The sequence below is a fragment of the Synergistales bacterium genome (assembly GCA_021736445.1).
Taxonomy (GTDB): Bacteria; Synergistota; Synergistia; order Synergistales; family Aminiphilaceae; genus JAIPGA01.
Genome location: JAIPGA010000068.1, coordinates 1 through 14,395, shown reverse-complemented (window position 1 = coordinate 14,395; position 14,395 = coordinate 1). Strand labels below are relative to the sequence as shown.

Here is a 14,395-nt window from a genome sequence, read left to right as displayed (position 1 = left end):
GCCCTCTCCCGCTCGGGGCTGCTCCACCAGGGAGCGTCCAGGGGCGAAGGTCCGCGCAACAAGGGCGGCCAGAAGCCCAAACGTTCCTGATTCCCACAGCGACAGCAGGATAGCGGACGCAACGAGCCGGCGGGGCAACCCGCCGGCTTTTCAGTTGTCCACGGGGATCCGGATGGTCAGCTTCGCCCCGCCGTCCGAGGGGCGGAGCGTGGCCTCCTCGGCGCTTACCTCGCCGGGGAGGCGGTCCAGGGCCCGGTTGACGGCCTTCAGGGTCTCGCTGTCCAGCTTCTCCTTGAGTTCCCCCGCATGTTCGATGACGTAGCGCAGCTCCCCGGGGCAGTCGCTGAGGGTGAATCCCCCCTCCTGCCCCTGGCCCGGGGAACCGTTGATCTCGCGCTCGATCCGGGCCAGCCGGGCCTCCAGCGATTCCTCGTCCTGGGAGGCCCGGGGCGTGCCGGTCACCGCCGGCGGCCGGTAGCTCTCCAGGCGCTCTTCGGAGGGCTCCGGTGTCGCCGGCACCGGGGCGGCGGGCTGCTCCCGTTCCGGAGGTGTTGTCGTGGGTTCTGGCCGCAGCGCCCGGTAGAGCAGGCCCGCCGCCAGCGCCAGCAGCAGCAACAGCACTGCAGTCAGGATGCGTCTGTCCATCGCGTTTCCTCCATGGCGTGCCCGGCTCCTGTCTTGGCCGTTGCAGCGCTCTCTGTGTCGAGTCTATCCCATTTGCGGCGGATGGGGAAGGGTGGCGCAGGGGCCGGTCGAGGCGCCCTTACCGCTGCGTCACCTGCAGTGTCCGCAGACGGTTGAGGGCCGCGGCGACCTCCAGCCCCCGGGGGCGGACGTAGTTGCCGGGGTGTTCGCCCTGCCGCTTGCCCAGGGTGTCCACGCCCTCGCTGTCCAGCAGCGTTTCGAAGGCCTCCAGGGCTTCCTGGGTGGTCCTGGTTCCGTCCAGGATCCGGTCGGCCAGCAGGGAGAGCGCCTGGGCCACGGCGGCGGCCTGGTTGGGATCGGCCAGCTGCTCCACCAGCCGGAGGTTGATGACCTCCCGGCCGAAGAGGATCTCGTCGAGACCCTTGGTCTTGATCTTGGCGGGTTTCCTGCCCTTGGGCACCAGCCCTTTGGTGACCGACCGGGGGAGGGGGATCCGCCGGGTGATGGCCTCCAGCGGCCGGGCGGCGTCGCGCATGCGCTCGCTGGGCCGGGCCGCGGCGATCTCCTTCGATGCGGCGGTCTTGTCCTCCGGCAGGTACTCTTTCATCATGATCACCTGGTCGGCGGTGTCGAAGTAGTCGCCGCAGCCGCCCATGACCAGCACCGTGGAGACGCCGAACTGTTCGGAGAGCTCCCGCACCCGGTCCACAAAGGGGGTGATGGGCTCCTCGTCGCTGTGGACCAGCCGCTGCATCCGGGCGTCGCGGATCATGAAGTTGGTGGCCGAGGTGTCCTCGTCGATGAGCAGCAGTTTCGATCCGGCCTCCATGGCCTCGACGATGGAGGCGGCCTGGCTGGTGCTGCCGCTGGCGTCCTCGGTGGAGAAGTCCCCCGTGTCCTGTCTCCCCGGCAGGTGGTTGATAAAGGGCGAGATGTCCACGCCGGCGACGCTCCGCCCGTCCTCGGCGCGGATCTTGACGCCGTCGTTCCGGGTGACCGCGTACTCCCGGCCGTCGCCGGGGATGTGGGGATAGATGCCGTGGGAGAGGGCCTCCAGCAGGGTGGACTTGCCGTGGAAGCCGCCGCCGACGATGAGGGTGACCCCTTCGGGGACGGCCATGCCGGTGATGGTCCTGTCCGGACCGTAGGGCTCGCCGGCCGGGTGGGGAAGGGCGAGCTCCCGCCGGAACGACGGCGGCGACCGGAAAGGCACGGCCTTCTCCCGGCTCATGGGGCGCTCCGAAGCGCCGCTCTCCCTGGGCAGCACGGCTCCGTCGGGGACAAAGGCCACGCAGCCCAGCTCGTCCAGCTGGGTGCGGATGGCCTCCCGGTTTTCCAGGCAGTCCACGAAGCGCTCGGCCTCCTCACGGGGGAGGTTGGCCCATGCCAGGCTCTGCCGGGCGATCTCGGGGAGCTGTTCGGTGAGGATCTCCGCGGCGTGGTGGCCCCGCACCTTTCGTCCGTCGGCGGGCAGGCCCACCTGGATCCTGGCTTCCACCCAGTGGGGGGTGAGCCGGACCGCCGTCCGCTCGATGACCTCCTGCCTGCCGGCGTCGATGGAGACGTTGCCGCTCTTGCCGCTGCCGCCCCGTGAGGTGGCCACACGGCCGATCCATCGGTAGACCTGCCGGGCCAGATAGTCCTCGGCGGCCACGGTGCGCACCCGGTTGGTGTCCAGGTGCTCCGGGATGCCGGCGAGCTCCCGGGGCATCCGGAGGCGCAGGTGCGACGGCGCCGCGAAGGGGTCGCCCTGCACATGGTCGATGAAAAGCAACACCCCGCCGAGGTCGTAGGCGCCCTGGATGTCCTTGTAGGCCTTATAGCCGCGGCCGTCGATCCGCCGCAGCGTCTGGAGCAGCGTTTCCCGCGGCTTCGCTCCGCCTGCCTTTCCTGCTGCTGTCACGATAACCACTCCTTTGTTCCGTCTGTGTGTGGAGCGAATCCATGGCCCCATGATGCCTTGTCAGGGTGTATCATGCAACTGTGGGCTGCCCTTGCGAGCCCAATCGTATACAATTGAGGAAGTCTCTCCATAGAAGGTATGGTGGTTTCGATGAAGATTCTTGTCGCCTACTTTTCGGGCACCGGCAATACGGCCCGTGTCGCCCGGGAGATCGCACGCTGTCTGCATGCGCGGGGGCACGAGGCGGAGGCGCTGTCCATAGAAGGACTGGAGATCCCCTCGCTGGAGGGTGTCGCCCTGGGGGTGGGCTTCCCCTCCTACGGGCTGCACTATCCCCGCATTCTCGAGGATTTTCTGGAGCGTCTGCCCGAGCAGGCCCGCCCCGTGCTGGCCTTTGTATTCTCCACCCACGCCTGGGCGACGGGCAACGCCCTCACCCGTATGGCCCGGCGGCTGGAGGAGCGCAACATCCTTACGGTGGCGCGGACCAGCTTTGCCTGTCCCTCCAACGGCGCCCGGACCTTTTTCCACAGGGAACACCCGGTCTACAGGCGGATGGTTGCCGTGGATCCGGAACTGCCCCGGAAGCTGGATGGCTTTGCCGCCCAGGTGGACGGGGCGCTCGGCCGCTTTGCGGAAGCGCCCTTCGGCGATCCCGGATCGATCCGCCTGGTTCCCAGGCTGGTCGGGGCCTTCGCCAAGCATGTGATGGAGGGCCGGCTCTACCGGGGCTTCAAGGTGGAGCGCGACCGCTGTATCGGCTGCAAACGCTGTGTCATGGACTGTCCCGACGACAATCTGGTGATGGAGGAAGGCAAGGCTCGCTTTGTCCGGGGCAACGACTGCCTGCGCTGCATGCGCTGCATCACCGTCTGTCCGGTGAACGCCATCCTCTTCGGCGAACGCAGCCGCGGCAAGGGGCGCTACACGCCGGGCTTCCGGGACGGTCTCTTCCGGGAGGTCCTGGGCGAGGAACAGCACGAGGAGTAGACCGGTTCATCGGTCGTTGCGGGGTTCCGCCGCCCCCGGCTCCCCGCCGGTCAGGCGGTGCAGCCGGATGGCCAGGTAGAGCAGCGTGGCCTGGCGGAAGCTCCGGGGGTCGATACCGCTGATGCGCTGGATCTTGTCCAGCCGGTAGGCCAGGGTGTTGCGGTGGATGTTGAGGGCCGCGGCCACCTCGCCGGGCCTGCAGGGGGCGTCGCACCAGGCCAGGAAGGTCTGGGCCAGGTCGTCCCAGTCGTTCTGCCTGCGCAGCGGGATGAGTACCTGGTCGATGAAGTGGCGGCAGGTCTCCCGGTTGACGGTGGAGATCAGATCCTCGAAGAGGAAGCTGTCGATGTTGTAGACGCCGGGATGCTGTCGCTCCCGCCTGCCCAGGCTGAGGGCCTTCCAGGCGCTGTGGTAGCTCCGCCGGAGCTCCTCCGGCCGGTAGGCGATGGTGCCGATGCCGATGTAGGCGACACAGCTCCGGCCGGTGAGCTGTGTGTGCAATCCCCGGCAGCGTTCCATCAGATCCTCCAGAAAGCGTTCCACCCGGAAGCGGCGGGGCAGCAGATGGAGGAGGGCGAACTCCCCTTCGCCGCCCGCGCAGAGCAGATCCTGGCGGTTGGGGAAGACGCTGCGGATGCGCTGCTGCAGCTCCCGCCGCAGTGCCTGCTGCTGCACCTCGTTCTCCGCAGGGGCGCCCAGTCTGAAGGAGCCCGGCGCCAGGTCGCCGATGTTGTCCACCGCCACCACCAGTGCGATCCGGGGGCGGGTGAGGTCGAAGCCCAGTTCGTGCCCCCGGGTGACCAGCAGCGAGACATCCCGCTCGGCGGGGTTGAAGGAGGCGATCTCCTGGAGCATCTCGGCCAGGGCCCGCTCCCGGAAGGCGGCCGACTCGGCCAGCACCCGCTCCCGCAGATAGATCTCGGCGTGGCGCTGCACCAGATGGCCGTACTGGGCCACCTCCCCGTAGGTGCCGGCCAGAGCGATGGACCCCACCACCGCGCCGGCCAGCCGGATGGGCAGGGTCACGCCCGGTTTGACGCCCTCCATATCCCGGGCGGTCTCGGGGTCGGTGTAGAGCTCCTCCTGCCTGGCGATGACCTGCAGCGATGGCTGATGGCTGCCTCCCACCCGTTCCCGTTCGCTGCTGCCCACCACGACGCCGTCGCGGTCGGTGAGCAGCACGTGGTAGCCGATGACCTCCTCGGTGCTGTCGGCGATCTGCTGGGCGAACTTGTCGAGCATGCCTCTCCCCCCTCTGTCGGATTTCCCCCACCGAGTATAGCGCATATAGGGCAGACGCCAAAAAATCAGCGGCTGGCGCCAGTGCTATCTGTGCGTTTGAACAATGCTCCCGGAGGCACATTCTCTCTATACTTGCCGTAGCACACAAGGGGTCCGCTCCAGGCGGACTGGTTGAAGGCTTTCGGTTTATTGGTGAAGGGGGACGAAGACATGCGACTGGAGCAGCACAGGGTCCATGTGAAGGACATCCAGTGGGGCGAGGCAACGCGCGTCGATCAGGGTGTTCTCTATGTGGACAGGGAGGAGGCCGTCTCCATGGTCTCCGACGACGAGCGCTTTGTGGAGATCGATCTCGATCTGGCCAGGCCGGGCGAGAGCGTCCGGATCATCCCGGTGAAGGACGCCATCGAGCCGCGCTGCAAGCTGGAAGGCGGCGAGGGGTACTTCCCTGGTTTCTGCGCGCCCGAGGAGACCGTCGGTAACGGCAAGACCGTGGTGCTCCAGGGCGCCAACGTGATCACCTGCGGGCCCATTGTGGGGATCCAGGAGGGACTGATCGACATGTCGGGCCCCGGCGCCCGGTACAACCCCTTCTCGGAGACCAACAACCTGGTGATGCTGGCCACTCCCCGGGAGGGGCTGGACCCGCACCAGTACGAGGAGGCCCTCCGCGTGGCCGGGCTGAAGCTCGGCGTCTACCTGGCAGAGCAGTGCAGGGAGACGGCGGCCGATGAGGTGAAGGTCTACGAGAAGGGCACCATCGCCGAGGAGAGCGCCAGGTATCCCGAGCTGCCCAAGATCGTCCATGTCTGCATGTCCATCACCCAGGGGCTGCTGCACGACACCTACCTCTACGGCGTGGACATGAAGCACTCCCTGCCTACGCTGGTGCACCCCAACGAGATCCTCGACGGGGCCATGGTCTCCGGCAACTGTGTCTCCGCCTGTGACAAGAACACCACCTACCACCACGTCAACGACCCCGTGGTGACCGACCTCTACGAACGGCACGGCAGGGAGGTCAACTTCCTCGGCGTGATCCCCACCACCGAGGACACCAGGATGGCCGGCAAGGACCGGGCCACCTCCTTCAACGCGTCGCTGGCCAGGAACCTCGGCGCCGACGGCGTGGTGATCACCGAGGAGGGCTACGGCAACCCCGATACGGATCTCTGCCTGAACGCCAAGAAGTGCGAGGAGCTGGGGATGAAGACGGTGATCGTCTCCGACGAGGCGGCCGGCACCGACGGCGCCAGCCAGGGCCTGGCCGACGCCACCCCGGAGATCGACGCCTTCGTCTCCGCCGGCAACGTCAACGAGATGGTGGAGCTCCCCGCCATGGAGAAGGTCATCGGTTTCCCCGAGGCCATCCGGAATCTCTCCGGCGGCGCCGAGGAGAGCCTGCGCGAGGACGGCTCCATCTACACGGAGCTGCAGGCCGTGATCGGCTCCACCAACGAGCTCGGCTTCAGCCGGATCGGCGCCCGCTGGGTCTAGGGCCCGGAAGGAAGGAGGAACAACGATGGCATATACCATTGTCTACTATATCAATCAGTTCTTTGCGGGAATGGGCGGCGAGGAGCAGGCCCACACCCCGCCGGAGATCCGCGACGGCGCCGTGGGGCCGGCCCAGCAGATGGAGAAGCTCCTCGGCGGCGACGCCAAGGTGGAGGCCACCGTCATCTGCGGCGACAGCTTCTACGGCGAGCACACCGACGAGGCCCGGGCCAGGTGCCTGGAGATGATCAAGGCCAACGAGCCCGACCTGTTCGTGGCCGGACCGGCCTTCAACGCAGGCCGCTACGGCTTCGCCTGCGGCGACATCAGCGCCGCCGTGGCCGAGGAACTGGGCATCCCCACCCTGACCGGCATGTACGAGGAGAACCCCGGTGTGGAGCTCTACGCCGCGAAGACCTTTATCGTCAAGGTCTCGGACAGCGCCCGGGGCATGCGCAAGGCCCTGCCCGCCATGGCGACCCTGGTCGGCAAGCTGATGCGCTCCGAGGAGCTCGGCCCCGCCGACGAGGAGGGCTACATCTCCAGAGGCATGCGGAAGAACTTCTTCCACGAGACCAACGGCGCCCACCGGGCCGTGGACATGCTGCTCAGGAAGATCAAGGGCGAGCCCTTCACCACCGAGTACGGGATGCCGGTCTTCAACCGGGTGGATCCGGCGCCGGCCGTGCAGGACCTCGGCAAGGCCAGGATCGCCCTGGTCTGCTCCGGCGGGATCGTGCCCATGGGCAACCCCGACCACATCCGGGTCTCCTCGGCGGAGAAGTACGGCGAATACGACATCGGCGGCGTCGATTCCCTGAGCCCCGAGGCCTACGAATCCATCCACGGCGGCTACGACCGGGTCTACGCCAACAAGAACCCCAACGTGGTGCTGCCGGTGGACGTGCTGCGGGATTTCGAGAAGCAGGGCCGGATCGGCGAGCTCCACAACACCTTCTACACCACCACGGGCACAGGCACCTCGGTGGCCAACGCCGAGCGGTTCGGCCGGGAGATCGGCGAGAAGCTCAAGGCCGAAGGGGTTGACGCCGTCATCCTCACCTCCACCTGAGGAACCTGCACTCGATGCGGCGCATCGATGGTACGCGAGATTGAAGGGGTGCTGGGCAGGCCGGTGGTGCAGATCGCCACGATCGTCCCGATCATGCTCACCGTGGGAGCCAACCGGATCGTTCCCGGTGTGGCCATCCCCCATCCGACGGGGGATCCCGACGCCGGCGAGGAGACCGACCTCGCCGCCCGCAGGGAGCTTCTGGAACGGGCCTTCACGGCCATGACCACCGAGGTGGACGAGCAGACTGTTTTCAGCGAGTAGCATCTGCTCTGCGGGGGCATGCTATAATCCGGACATGCTCCACAGGGCAGCATGACGACGCGAAAAGAGATCTTTGGAAGGGAGGTGTGCACATGGGCAAACTCGAGGGCAAGAAGCTGCTCCTTCTCGGAGAGCGTGACGGGATCCCCGGTCCCGCCATGGAGGCCTGTCTCAAGGATACAGGCGCCGAGATCGTCTTTTCGGCGACGGAGTGCTTCGTCTGAACCGCCGCAGGTGCCATGGATCTGCAGAACCAGCAGCGGGTGAAGGATGCCGCGGAGAAGTACGGTGCGGAGAACACCGTTGTCGTGCTCGGCTCGTCCGACGCCGAAGGCGCGGAGATCTACGCCGAGACCGTTTCCGCCGGCGACCCCACCTTTGCAGGTCCACTGGCCGGAGTCCAGTTGGGACTCCCTGTCTACCACATGCTCGAAGAGGAGATCCGTTCCGAAGCGGACCAGTCCGCCTGGGAGGAACAGGTATCCATGATGGAGATGGTTCTGGACAGCGACGCGATCAACCAGGCCGTCAAGGGAATGCGCGAGGAGAACAGCACCGCCACCCTCTAGCGCACTCCAGGTTCTCGCAAAGCGCGAGCAGTTGGCTCCGACAGGGCGTATCCTCGTTCTGTCGGAGCTTTCTATAGAGGAGAAAGCCTATGCGGTGAGGAGGATGCGCCGTGCTTGTGGTCACCAACAATCCGATTGTCATTCAGGAGCTCGGGGAGAGGGCTCAGGTTGTGGAGGGCGACGTGACGGCGGTGCTGGAGCACGCCTGGAAGGAGGTCCGCAGCGGCCGGTGGCGGCTCGCCGGCAGCCCGCTGCCGCCCAACCGGCGGCTCATGGAGTCTCCCTACCGCTCGGTAGTGCTGGAGGCCGCCGGGAGGTCCGGTCTGGACCGCCGGGGGCTGGAGGCGCTCCGCAAGGCCATGGCAGCCCAGGAGAAGCTGCCGCACAAGGTTCTCCCCGAGGACGCTCCGGGCGAGTTCGCCAGAATGGACCGCGAATTCCTGAAAAGCTTTTTCTGAGGGCCCTTCCATGCGTCGAAACGCCAGCCCTGTGGGGGATCTCCCCTCTTCGATACCGAGCTTCTGGGGGTAAACAAATGAAGATGTCCACCGTACTCATACCAGCCGGCGGCAAAGCGCCGGGGAAGATGAAAGACAACGGCCTGGGGCGGCTGATCGCCTCCGGCTATGCAGCGTACAACGCAAAAAGCGACGAGCTGGTGCTCCTGCCGCTGGGGCTCTTTCTGCGCCGTACCCTGCGGGAGCGCATCGAATGCGCCCTCGCCGGGGAGGCCGTCCAGCCCGTGCAGATGGCCGACGGCACCGGCGGCACCAGGAGCATCGCCGAACGCTATATCAAGGACTTTACGGAGATCGCCCGGGCCTTCTCGATGGAAACGGAGCAGGGCATCCTCCTGGAAGGCTACGAACAGGACCCTGCGGCGGCGGAGGAGCGCATGGAGCGTATCGGTGAACTGCTGCGGGAGACCGTTGCGGGTGCGGGCATCACCGCCACCGCCGGAAGGGAGGCCACAGCCGAAGGGGTGCGGCGCCGCCTGCTGACCCCCGCCGACGGCAAGGCCCGGAAGGGCGCCGACGGTCTGGCCTGTCCCCGCTGCGGCTGGAGCGCCCAGCCGGACAGCCTGATCGAACAGCGCTTCCACCCCGCCGACGAGGAGGCCGGGGAACCGCTGCAGGAGGTGCATACCCCCGGGGCCAACACCATCCGGGAGCTCTGCAGGCAGCTGCAGGTGGAACCGCACCGGACGCTGAAGACCATGTTCTACACCGTCGGCGAGGGTGACCGCGCAAGGGTGGTGGCCGCGCTGATCAGGGGCCACCGGAATCTCAGCATGGCCAAGCTCCGCCGCCACTTCGGCGGCGCTTCGGTGCGGCGGGCCAAACCCGCCGAGCTGCGCGAGGCCATCGGCGACGTGGCCGGATACCTCGGCCCCGTGGGGCTGTCCGAATCGGTCACCATCGTGGCCGACAGCGGTGTGGAGGGGGCCCGCAACGTGGTGGTGGGCGCCAACAGACCGGACTGCCACAGCACCGGCGCCTGCTGGGGCCGGGATTTCCGGGCCCAGACCGTGACCGACCTGGCCCTGCTGGAACCCGGTCTTCCCTGCCCCGCCTGCGGCGATACCCTCGAAGAGGCCTCGCTGCGTCCTCTGGCGACGCTTCAGCTGCAGACCGAGCCGCTGACCGGCAAGGATATGGTCCGCAAAAAGGGGCGGGATGGCGTCACCGAGTACGCCTACCGCTGGGCCGGGGAGATCGATCTGGGACAGCTCGCCGCCTCCCTGGGCGACCGGCTGCGGGAGCGGCCGCTGCCCGAAGGCTTCGCCCCCTTCGATGTCTGCGTGGTCCCCGCCGAAAGCGGCGCCGGCCCCACCTGGGAACGGGCGCTGCAGCTCATTGAGCGGCTCCGCCGCGCCGGGCTGCAGGTGCTGCTTGACGACAGGGGGCTCGACGGCGAGGTGAAGTTCAGCCAGGCGGAACGGCTGGCGATTCCCTTCCGGGTCCTGATCGGCAAGGAGACCGCCGACGGCCACGCCGAGCTCTACCGGCCCGACGGCACCTGGGAGGAGCTCCCCGTGCAGAGCGTCGGCGACGAGCTCTGCGGCTGCCGGTAGCGCGCAGGCGAAAGGTTCTGCAGGTATACAAGTTGTCCGAACCGGTTTCCTGGTATTCTAGGAGACGGAGATATTCCTCAGGAAGAGAATCGAAGGGAGCGGATCCGATGTCCCGGGTTGCCATCAGCGGCTATTCCTACTGTCTGAACCACACCCCCGAGCTGGGGCTGCACTACGGCAACACCCCCTATATGGAGCGCAGGGCCAGGGGCGAGACGGACTATCTCGCCAACCTCGCCGGACAGCTCCAGAGTTACGAGCAGGCCCGCGGCTATGCGCCGAACCAGGCCTACATCGGGGCGATGGACCTGGAGGAGCTGGAGAGGCGGGCTACGCCCTGGCATGAAAACCGGATCGACGACGCGCCGCGCTACGGCAGGTACGGCGAGATCATGCCGGAGGACGAGTTCCTCGGCCTGCTCGATATCTGTGACGTCTTCGACCTGGTCTGGCTGGAGAAGGCCTTCGCCGCCGACGTGCGGGCCAGGCTGGAGGCCCACGAGCTGGTCACCGACGCCATGGTGGGCCGTCTGGAAGCGGGCCGCGAACGCGGAGAGATCACCAAAGAGGTGGAACAGCACGGCGGCGAGCTCCTCTACTGCGGCGGCCAGGTGGTGGGCTGCTGCCGCAAGGGCCACGAGACGGACCCCTCGCTGGACGCCCACGTCCTGCTGGAGAACCTCGCCGCCAAGGCGGGCGGGGTGCTGGCCCTGCTGCACGTCGTCAGGAACGCGGGGATCACCCCCGACGAGGTGGACTTCATCGTGGAGTGCTCCGAGGAGGCCGCCGGCGACATGAACCAGCGGGGGGGCGGTAACTTCGCCAAGGCCATCGCCGAGATCGCCGGCTGCGGCAACGCCAGCGGCTGCGATGTCCGGGGCTTCTGCGCCGGTCCGGTGAACGCCATGATCGCCGGGGCCTCCCAGGTGGCCGCCGGGGCGCGGAAAAACTGTGTGGTCCTGGCCGGCGGGGCGATCCCCAAGCTCTACATGAACAGCCGCGACCACGTGAAGAAGGGCCTGCCTCCCCTGGAGGACTGCCTGGGCAACCTCGCCGTCCTCCTGACGCCCCCCGACGGGACGTCGCCGGAGATGCGTCTGGACGCCATCGGCAAGCACACCGTCAACGCCGGCGCCTCCCCGCAGGCCGTCATGGGCGCTCTGGTCTGGGAGCCGCTGCAGGAGGCGGGGCTTTCGTTCACCGATGTGGACCGCTACGCCGCGGAACTCCAGATCGCGGAGATCACCCTGCCCGCCGGGGCCGGCGACGTGCCCACGGCCAACGCCAAGATGATCGGCGCGCTGTCGGTGATGAAAAAGCAGCTGGAGAAAAAGGAGATCCCCACCTTTGTCAAGGAGCGCGGCGTGCCCGGCTTCGCCCACACCCAGGGGCACATCCCCTCGGGCGTGCCCTTCGTTGGGCCCGCGGCGGAGATGATCGCCGACGGCCGGATGCAGCGGGCCATGATCATCGGCAAGGGCAGCCTCTTCCTCGCCCGGCTGACCAATCTCTCCGACGGCGCCTCCTTCATGATCGAAGGCCCGTCCGCCGGGTCGGGAGCTGGCGGCGTCACCAAGGAGGAAGTCAGGGAGCTGCTGCTGGAATCGCTGGAGGAGCTCGCTGCCAACCTCCGGCAGAAGGAATCCTAGGGGGGACGCTCCATGAGCGCGAAGAAGGAACTGATCGCCGAAGCCCTGGGGGAGATCGTCGAGGCGGCGCGGCACGGCGGGCCGCGGGTGCGCATCGGCCTGCTCTCTTCGGGCAGCGAACACGGGCCGGAGGAGATGGCCCGGGGCGGCCGCCGGGCCATGCAGGACAACCCCGGTCTGGAGGTTGTGATGATCGGCCCCCGGGTGGAGAGCTTTGACGACCTGGCCTGGGTTGAGACCCCGGACTGCGAGGCCGACATCGCCCAGGGGATGGAGCGAGCCCTGGAAGACGGTACCGTGCAGGGAGCGGTGGCTCTCCACTATCCCTTCCCCATGGGGGTGGCCACCATCGGCCGGGTGGTCACGCCGGCGAAGGGCAAGCCCATGATCCTCGCCTCCACCACCGGCAGCAGCGCTGTCCACCGGGTGGAGGCCATGATCCGCAACGCCCTCTACGGTGTGGCCGTTGCCAGGGCCTCGGGGATCCCCGAGCCCACGGTGGGGATCCTCAACGTGGAGGGCGCCCAGACGGTCTACCGGTCGCTGCAGAAGCTCGTGGAGGCCGGCTATCCCATGACCTTCGGCAGCAGCGTCCGCAGGGACGGCGGCGCCGTGCTGCGGGGCAACGACATCCTGGCCGGAGCGGTGGATGTCTGCGTCACCGACACCCTCACCGGCAACGTGCTGATCAAGATGTTCTCCGCATATTCCACCGGCGGCAGCTACGAGGCCCTGGGCTGGGGATACGGCCCCTCCGCCGGCGAAGGCTGGGACAAGGTGATCTCCATCATCTCCCGGGCCAGCGGCGCACCGGTGATCGCCGGCGCGGTGGCCTTCACCGCCCAGGCGGTGCGGGGCAACCTGCCCGGGCTGGTCAAGGGCGAGCTGGCCGCCGCGCGGAAGGCGGGCCTCGACGAGGAGCTGGCCAGGGCCCAGCCCAGGCAGGCGGCCGCCGGGGAGGAAGTGACGGCCCCGCCCAGAGAGCCCACCGACGAGGAGCTCCACGGTGTGGACGTGCTGGCCATCGAGGACGCCGTCCGGGCCCTCTGGAAGGCCTCCATCTACGCCGAGTCGGCAATGGGCTGCACCGGCCCGGTGGTGAAGGTCAACAGCCGCAACGTGGACAAGGCCGCCGAAGCCCTGAAGGAGGCGGGCTACCTCTAGCCGCAACGCATGCCCGAAGGGAACCGCAACCCGCAAGGATGGAGGCGGCTTCGGCTGTCTCCATCCTCTGTGTGCCCACGGCTATCCCGGAAGCGCGCCCCGTCTTCCCCGGCCGCCGGTCCGGTGCTATCCTTGTAAGGAACGGTTCCCTCCAAAAATAGGGTTCCTTCCCGGCGGAGCCGGGAGCGACCTCTCCCGTTCGGCCGGGCCGGTACTGTCCTGTGTGAGGAGGTCCCATGAGACCAATCAGAGTGATATCGCTTCTGTTGCTGCTGTTCATCGCGGCGCTCCCCGCCTCGGCCGGGGAGCCCACCCTCTACGGCGCGCCCCAGGGCGCCGGCGGCACCCTGGTGGAGCGGGAGATCTACATCCTCTGCGCCGATCCCGAAACCAGGTTCGCCGACTGGGCGGCCTATGTGGTCTCGCCGCGGACCATCTACGGTGACACCGATACCCATCGCTACTGGAAGGCCGACCCCGCCCTCCCCGAGACGGCGACACTGGAGCCCGAGGACTACAGAGGCGCCCACGCGGCGCTCCACACCGACCGGGGGCACATGGTCCCCCTGGCCGGCGTGAAGGGCACGCCCCACTGGGAGCAGACCAACTACCTCAGTAACATCACCCCCCAGAAGTCGGCGCTCAACCAGGGGCCCTGGCGGCTGCTGGAGGAGGAGATCCGCAACCTGGCCCGCAACGGCTACCGTGTCTACGTGGTGACGGGCACCCTCTACGAACGCCCCATGCCGCCGCTTCCCGGGGCCGACGAACCCCACCGGCTGCCTTCGGGCTACTACAAGGCGGCCCTGGTGGAGGAGCGCCCCGGCGACCCCGCCACACTGCGGGGCTGGGCCTGGATCATGGACCAGCAGACCCCCCGCGACGCGGTCTACGGCGACCACGCGGTGCCCATCGACGAGGTGGAACGCCGGGCCGGCGTGGATCTGCTCGCGGAGCTGGAAGAGGGGATCCAGGAGGCCTTCGAGGCCCGCGCGCCGGGGAGCCTGAAGGCCTACATCGCCGCCGGCGAACCGGCGCCGGTCTGGTGGAACCCGGCCGCCGACGAGGATCTCTTCCTGCTGCTCCACGCCTTCCCCGGCGAGCAGCTGGAGCGGTCCGCTCCCCGCGACCGGAAGGGGATCACCGTGTATGTCACCGAGAGCGGGACCAAGTACCACCGCAAGGGCTGCCAACTGTTGGCCAAAACATCAGCGAATATAGACAGATGTTGCCATCCATGGAGCACCGCAGATTGAAGAATCCTGGTTTTCCCGGGATCGACGGATTGCAACATCAGCGAGGTACGCTATAATCAATTCATAGATG

General features: G+C 67.7%; 12 protein-coding genes. 9 read left to right on the top strand and 3 right to left on the bottom strand.

Annotated elements, in window-relative coordinates; genetic code table 11:
- Window positions 1-150 precede the first annotated feature (150 nt).
- Together K9L28_09400 and K9L28_09395 are read right to left on the bottom strand one after the other, a co-directional pair.
- Complete coding sequence (locus K9L28_09400; protein MCF7936545.1) at window positions 151-645, bottom strand: hypothetical protein; 495 nt, start codon at window positions 643-645, stop codon at window positions 151-153.
- 118 nt (window positions 646-763) lie between these two features.
- A complete protein-coding gene (locus tag K9L28_09395) occupies window positions 764-2,599 on the bottom strand; it encodes an ABC-ATPase domain-containing protein (GenBank protein ID MCF7936544.1) in 1,836 nt (611 codons plus the stop codon).
- A 99-nt stretch (window positions 2,600-2,698) separates the two neighbouring features.
- On the opposite strand from K9L28_09395, the gene K9L28_09390 reads away from it, so the two are divergent.
- Window positions 2,699-3,538: an EFR1 family ferrodoxin gene (locus K9L28_09390; protein MCF7936543.1), complete on the top strand. Its 840-nt coding sequence runs from the start codon at window positions 2,699-2,701 to the stop codon at window positions 3,536-3,538.
- Window positions 3,539-3,544: 6 nt separating this feature from the next.
- On the opposite strand, the gene K9L28_09385 is transcribed toward K9L28_09390, so the two are convergent.
- Window positions 3,545-4,780, bottom strand: coding sequence for a helix-turn-helix domain-containing protein (locus K9L28_09385; protein ID MCF7936542.1), 1,236 nt, complete (start codon window positions 4,778-4,780; stop codon window positions 3,545-3,547).
- Between the two features lie 210 nt (window positions 4,781-4,990).
- On the opposite strand from K9L28_09385, the gene K9L28_09380 reads away from it, so the two are divergent.
- From K9L28_09380 to K9L28_09345, 8 genes are all read left to right on the top strand, one after another.
- The gene (locus K9L28_09380) at window positions 4,991-6,277 is read left to right on the top strand and encodes a glycine/sarcosine/betaine reductase component B subunit (GenBank protein ID MCF7936541.1); all 1,287 of its coding nucleotides are present in this window, start codon (window positions 4,991-4,993) and stop codon (window positions 6,275-6,277) included.
- A 25-nt stretch (window positions 6,278-6,302) separates the two neighbouring features.
- Window positions 6,303-7,613 carry a glycine reductase complex selenoprotein B gene (grdB, locus tag K9L28_09375; GenBank protein MCF7936540.1) on the top strand — a complete coding sequence of 437 codons (1,311 nt, stop codon included), beginning with the start codon at window positions 6,303-6,305 and terminating at the stop codon, window positions 7,611-7,613.
- Between the two features lie 92 nt (window positions 7,614-7,705).
- Window positions 7,706-8,182, top strand: a complete 477-nt coding sequence (locus tag K9L28_09370) for a glycine/sarcosine/betaine reductase complex selenoprotein A (protein MCF7936539.1) — start codon at window positions 7,706-7,708, stop codon at window positions 8,180-8,182.
- 110 nt (window positions 8,183-8,292) lie between these two features.
- Window positions 8,293-8,640 carry a GrdX family protein gene (locus K9L28_09365; protein MCF7936538.1) on the top strand — a complete coding sequence of 116 codons (348 nt, stop codon included), beginning with the start codon at window positions 8,293-8,295 and terminating at the stop codon, window positions 8,638-8,640.
- A 77-nt stretch (window positions 8,641-8,717) separates the two neighbouring features.
- Window positions 8,718-10,256, top strand: a complete 1,539-nt coding sequence (locus K9L28_09360) for a hypothetical protein (GenBank protein MCF7936537.1) — start codon at window positions 8,718-8,720, stop codon at window positions 10,254-10,256.
- Between the two features lie 107 nt (window positions 10,257-10,363).
- Window positions 10,364-11,905, top strand: a complete 1,542-nt coding sequence (locus K9L28_09355) for a DUF5940 domain-containing protein (GenBank protein MCF7936536.1) — start codon at window positions 10,364-10,366, stop codon at window positions 11,903-11,905.
- Window positions 11,906-11,917: 12 nt separating this feature from the next.
- Window positions 11,918-13,069, top strand: a complete 1,152-nt coding sequence (locus tag K9L28_09350; protein ID MCF7936535.1) for a glycine reductase — start codon at window positions 11,918-11,920, stop codon at window positions 13,067-13,069.
- 236 nt (window positions 13,070-13,305) lie between these two features.
- Window positions 13,306-14,325, top strand: coding sequence for a DNA/RNA non-specific endonuclease (locus K9L28_09345; protein ID MCF7936534.1), 1,020 nt, complete (start codon window positions 13,306-13,308; stop codon window positions 14,323-14,325).
- The last annotated feature ends 70 nt before the right edge of the window (window positions 14,326-14,395 follow it).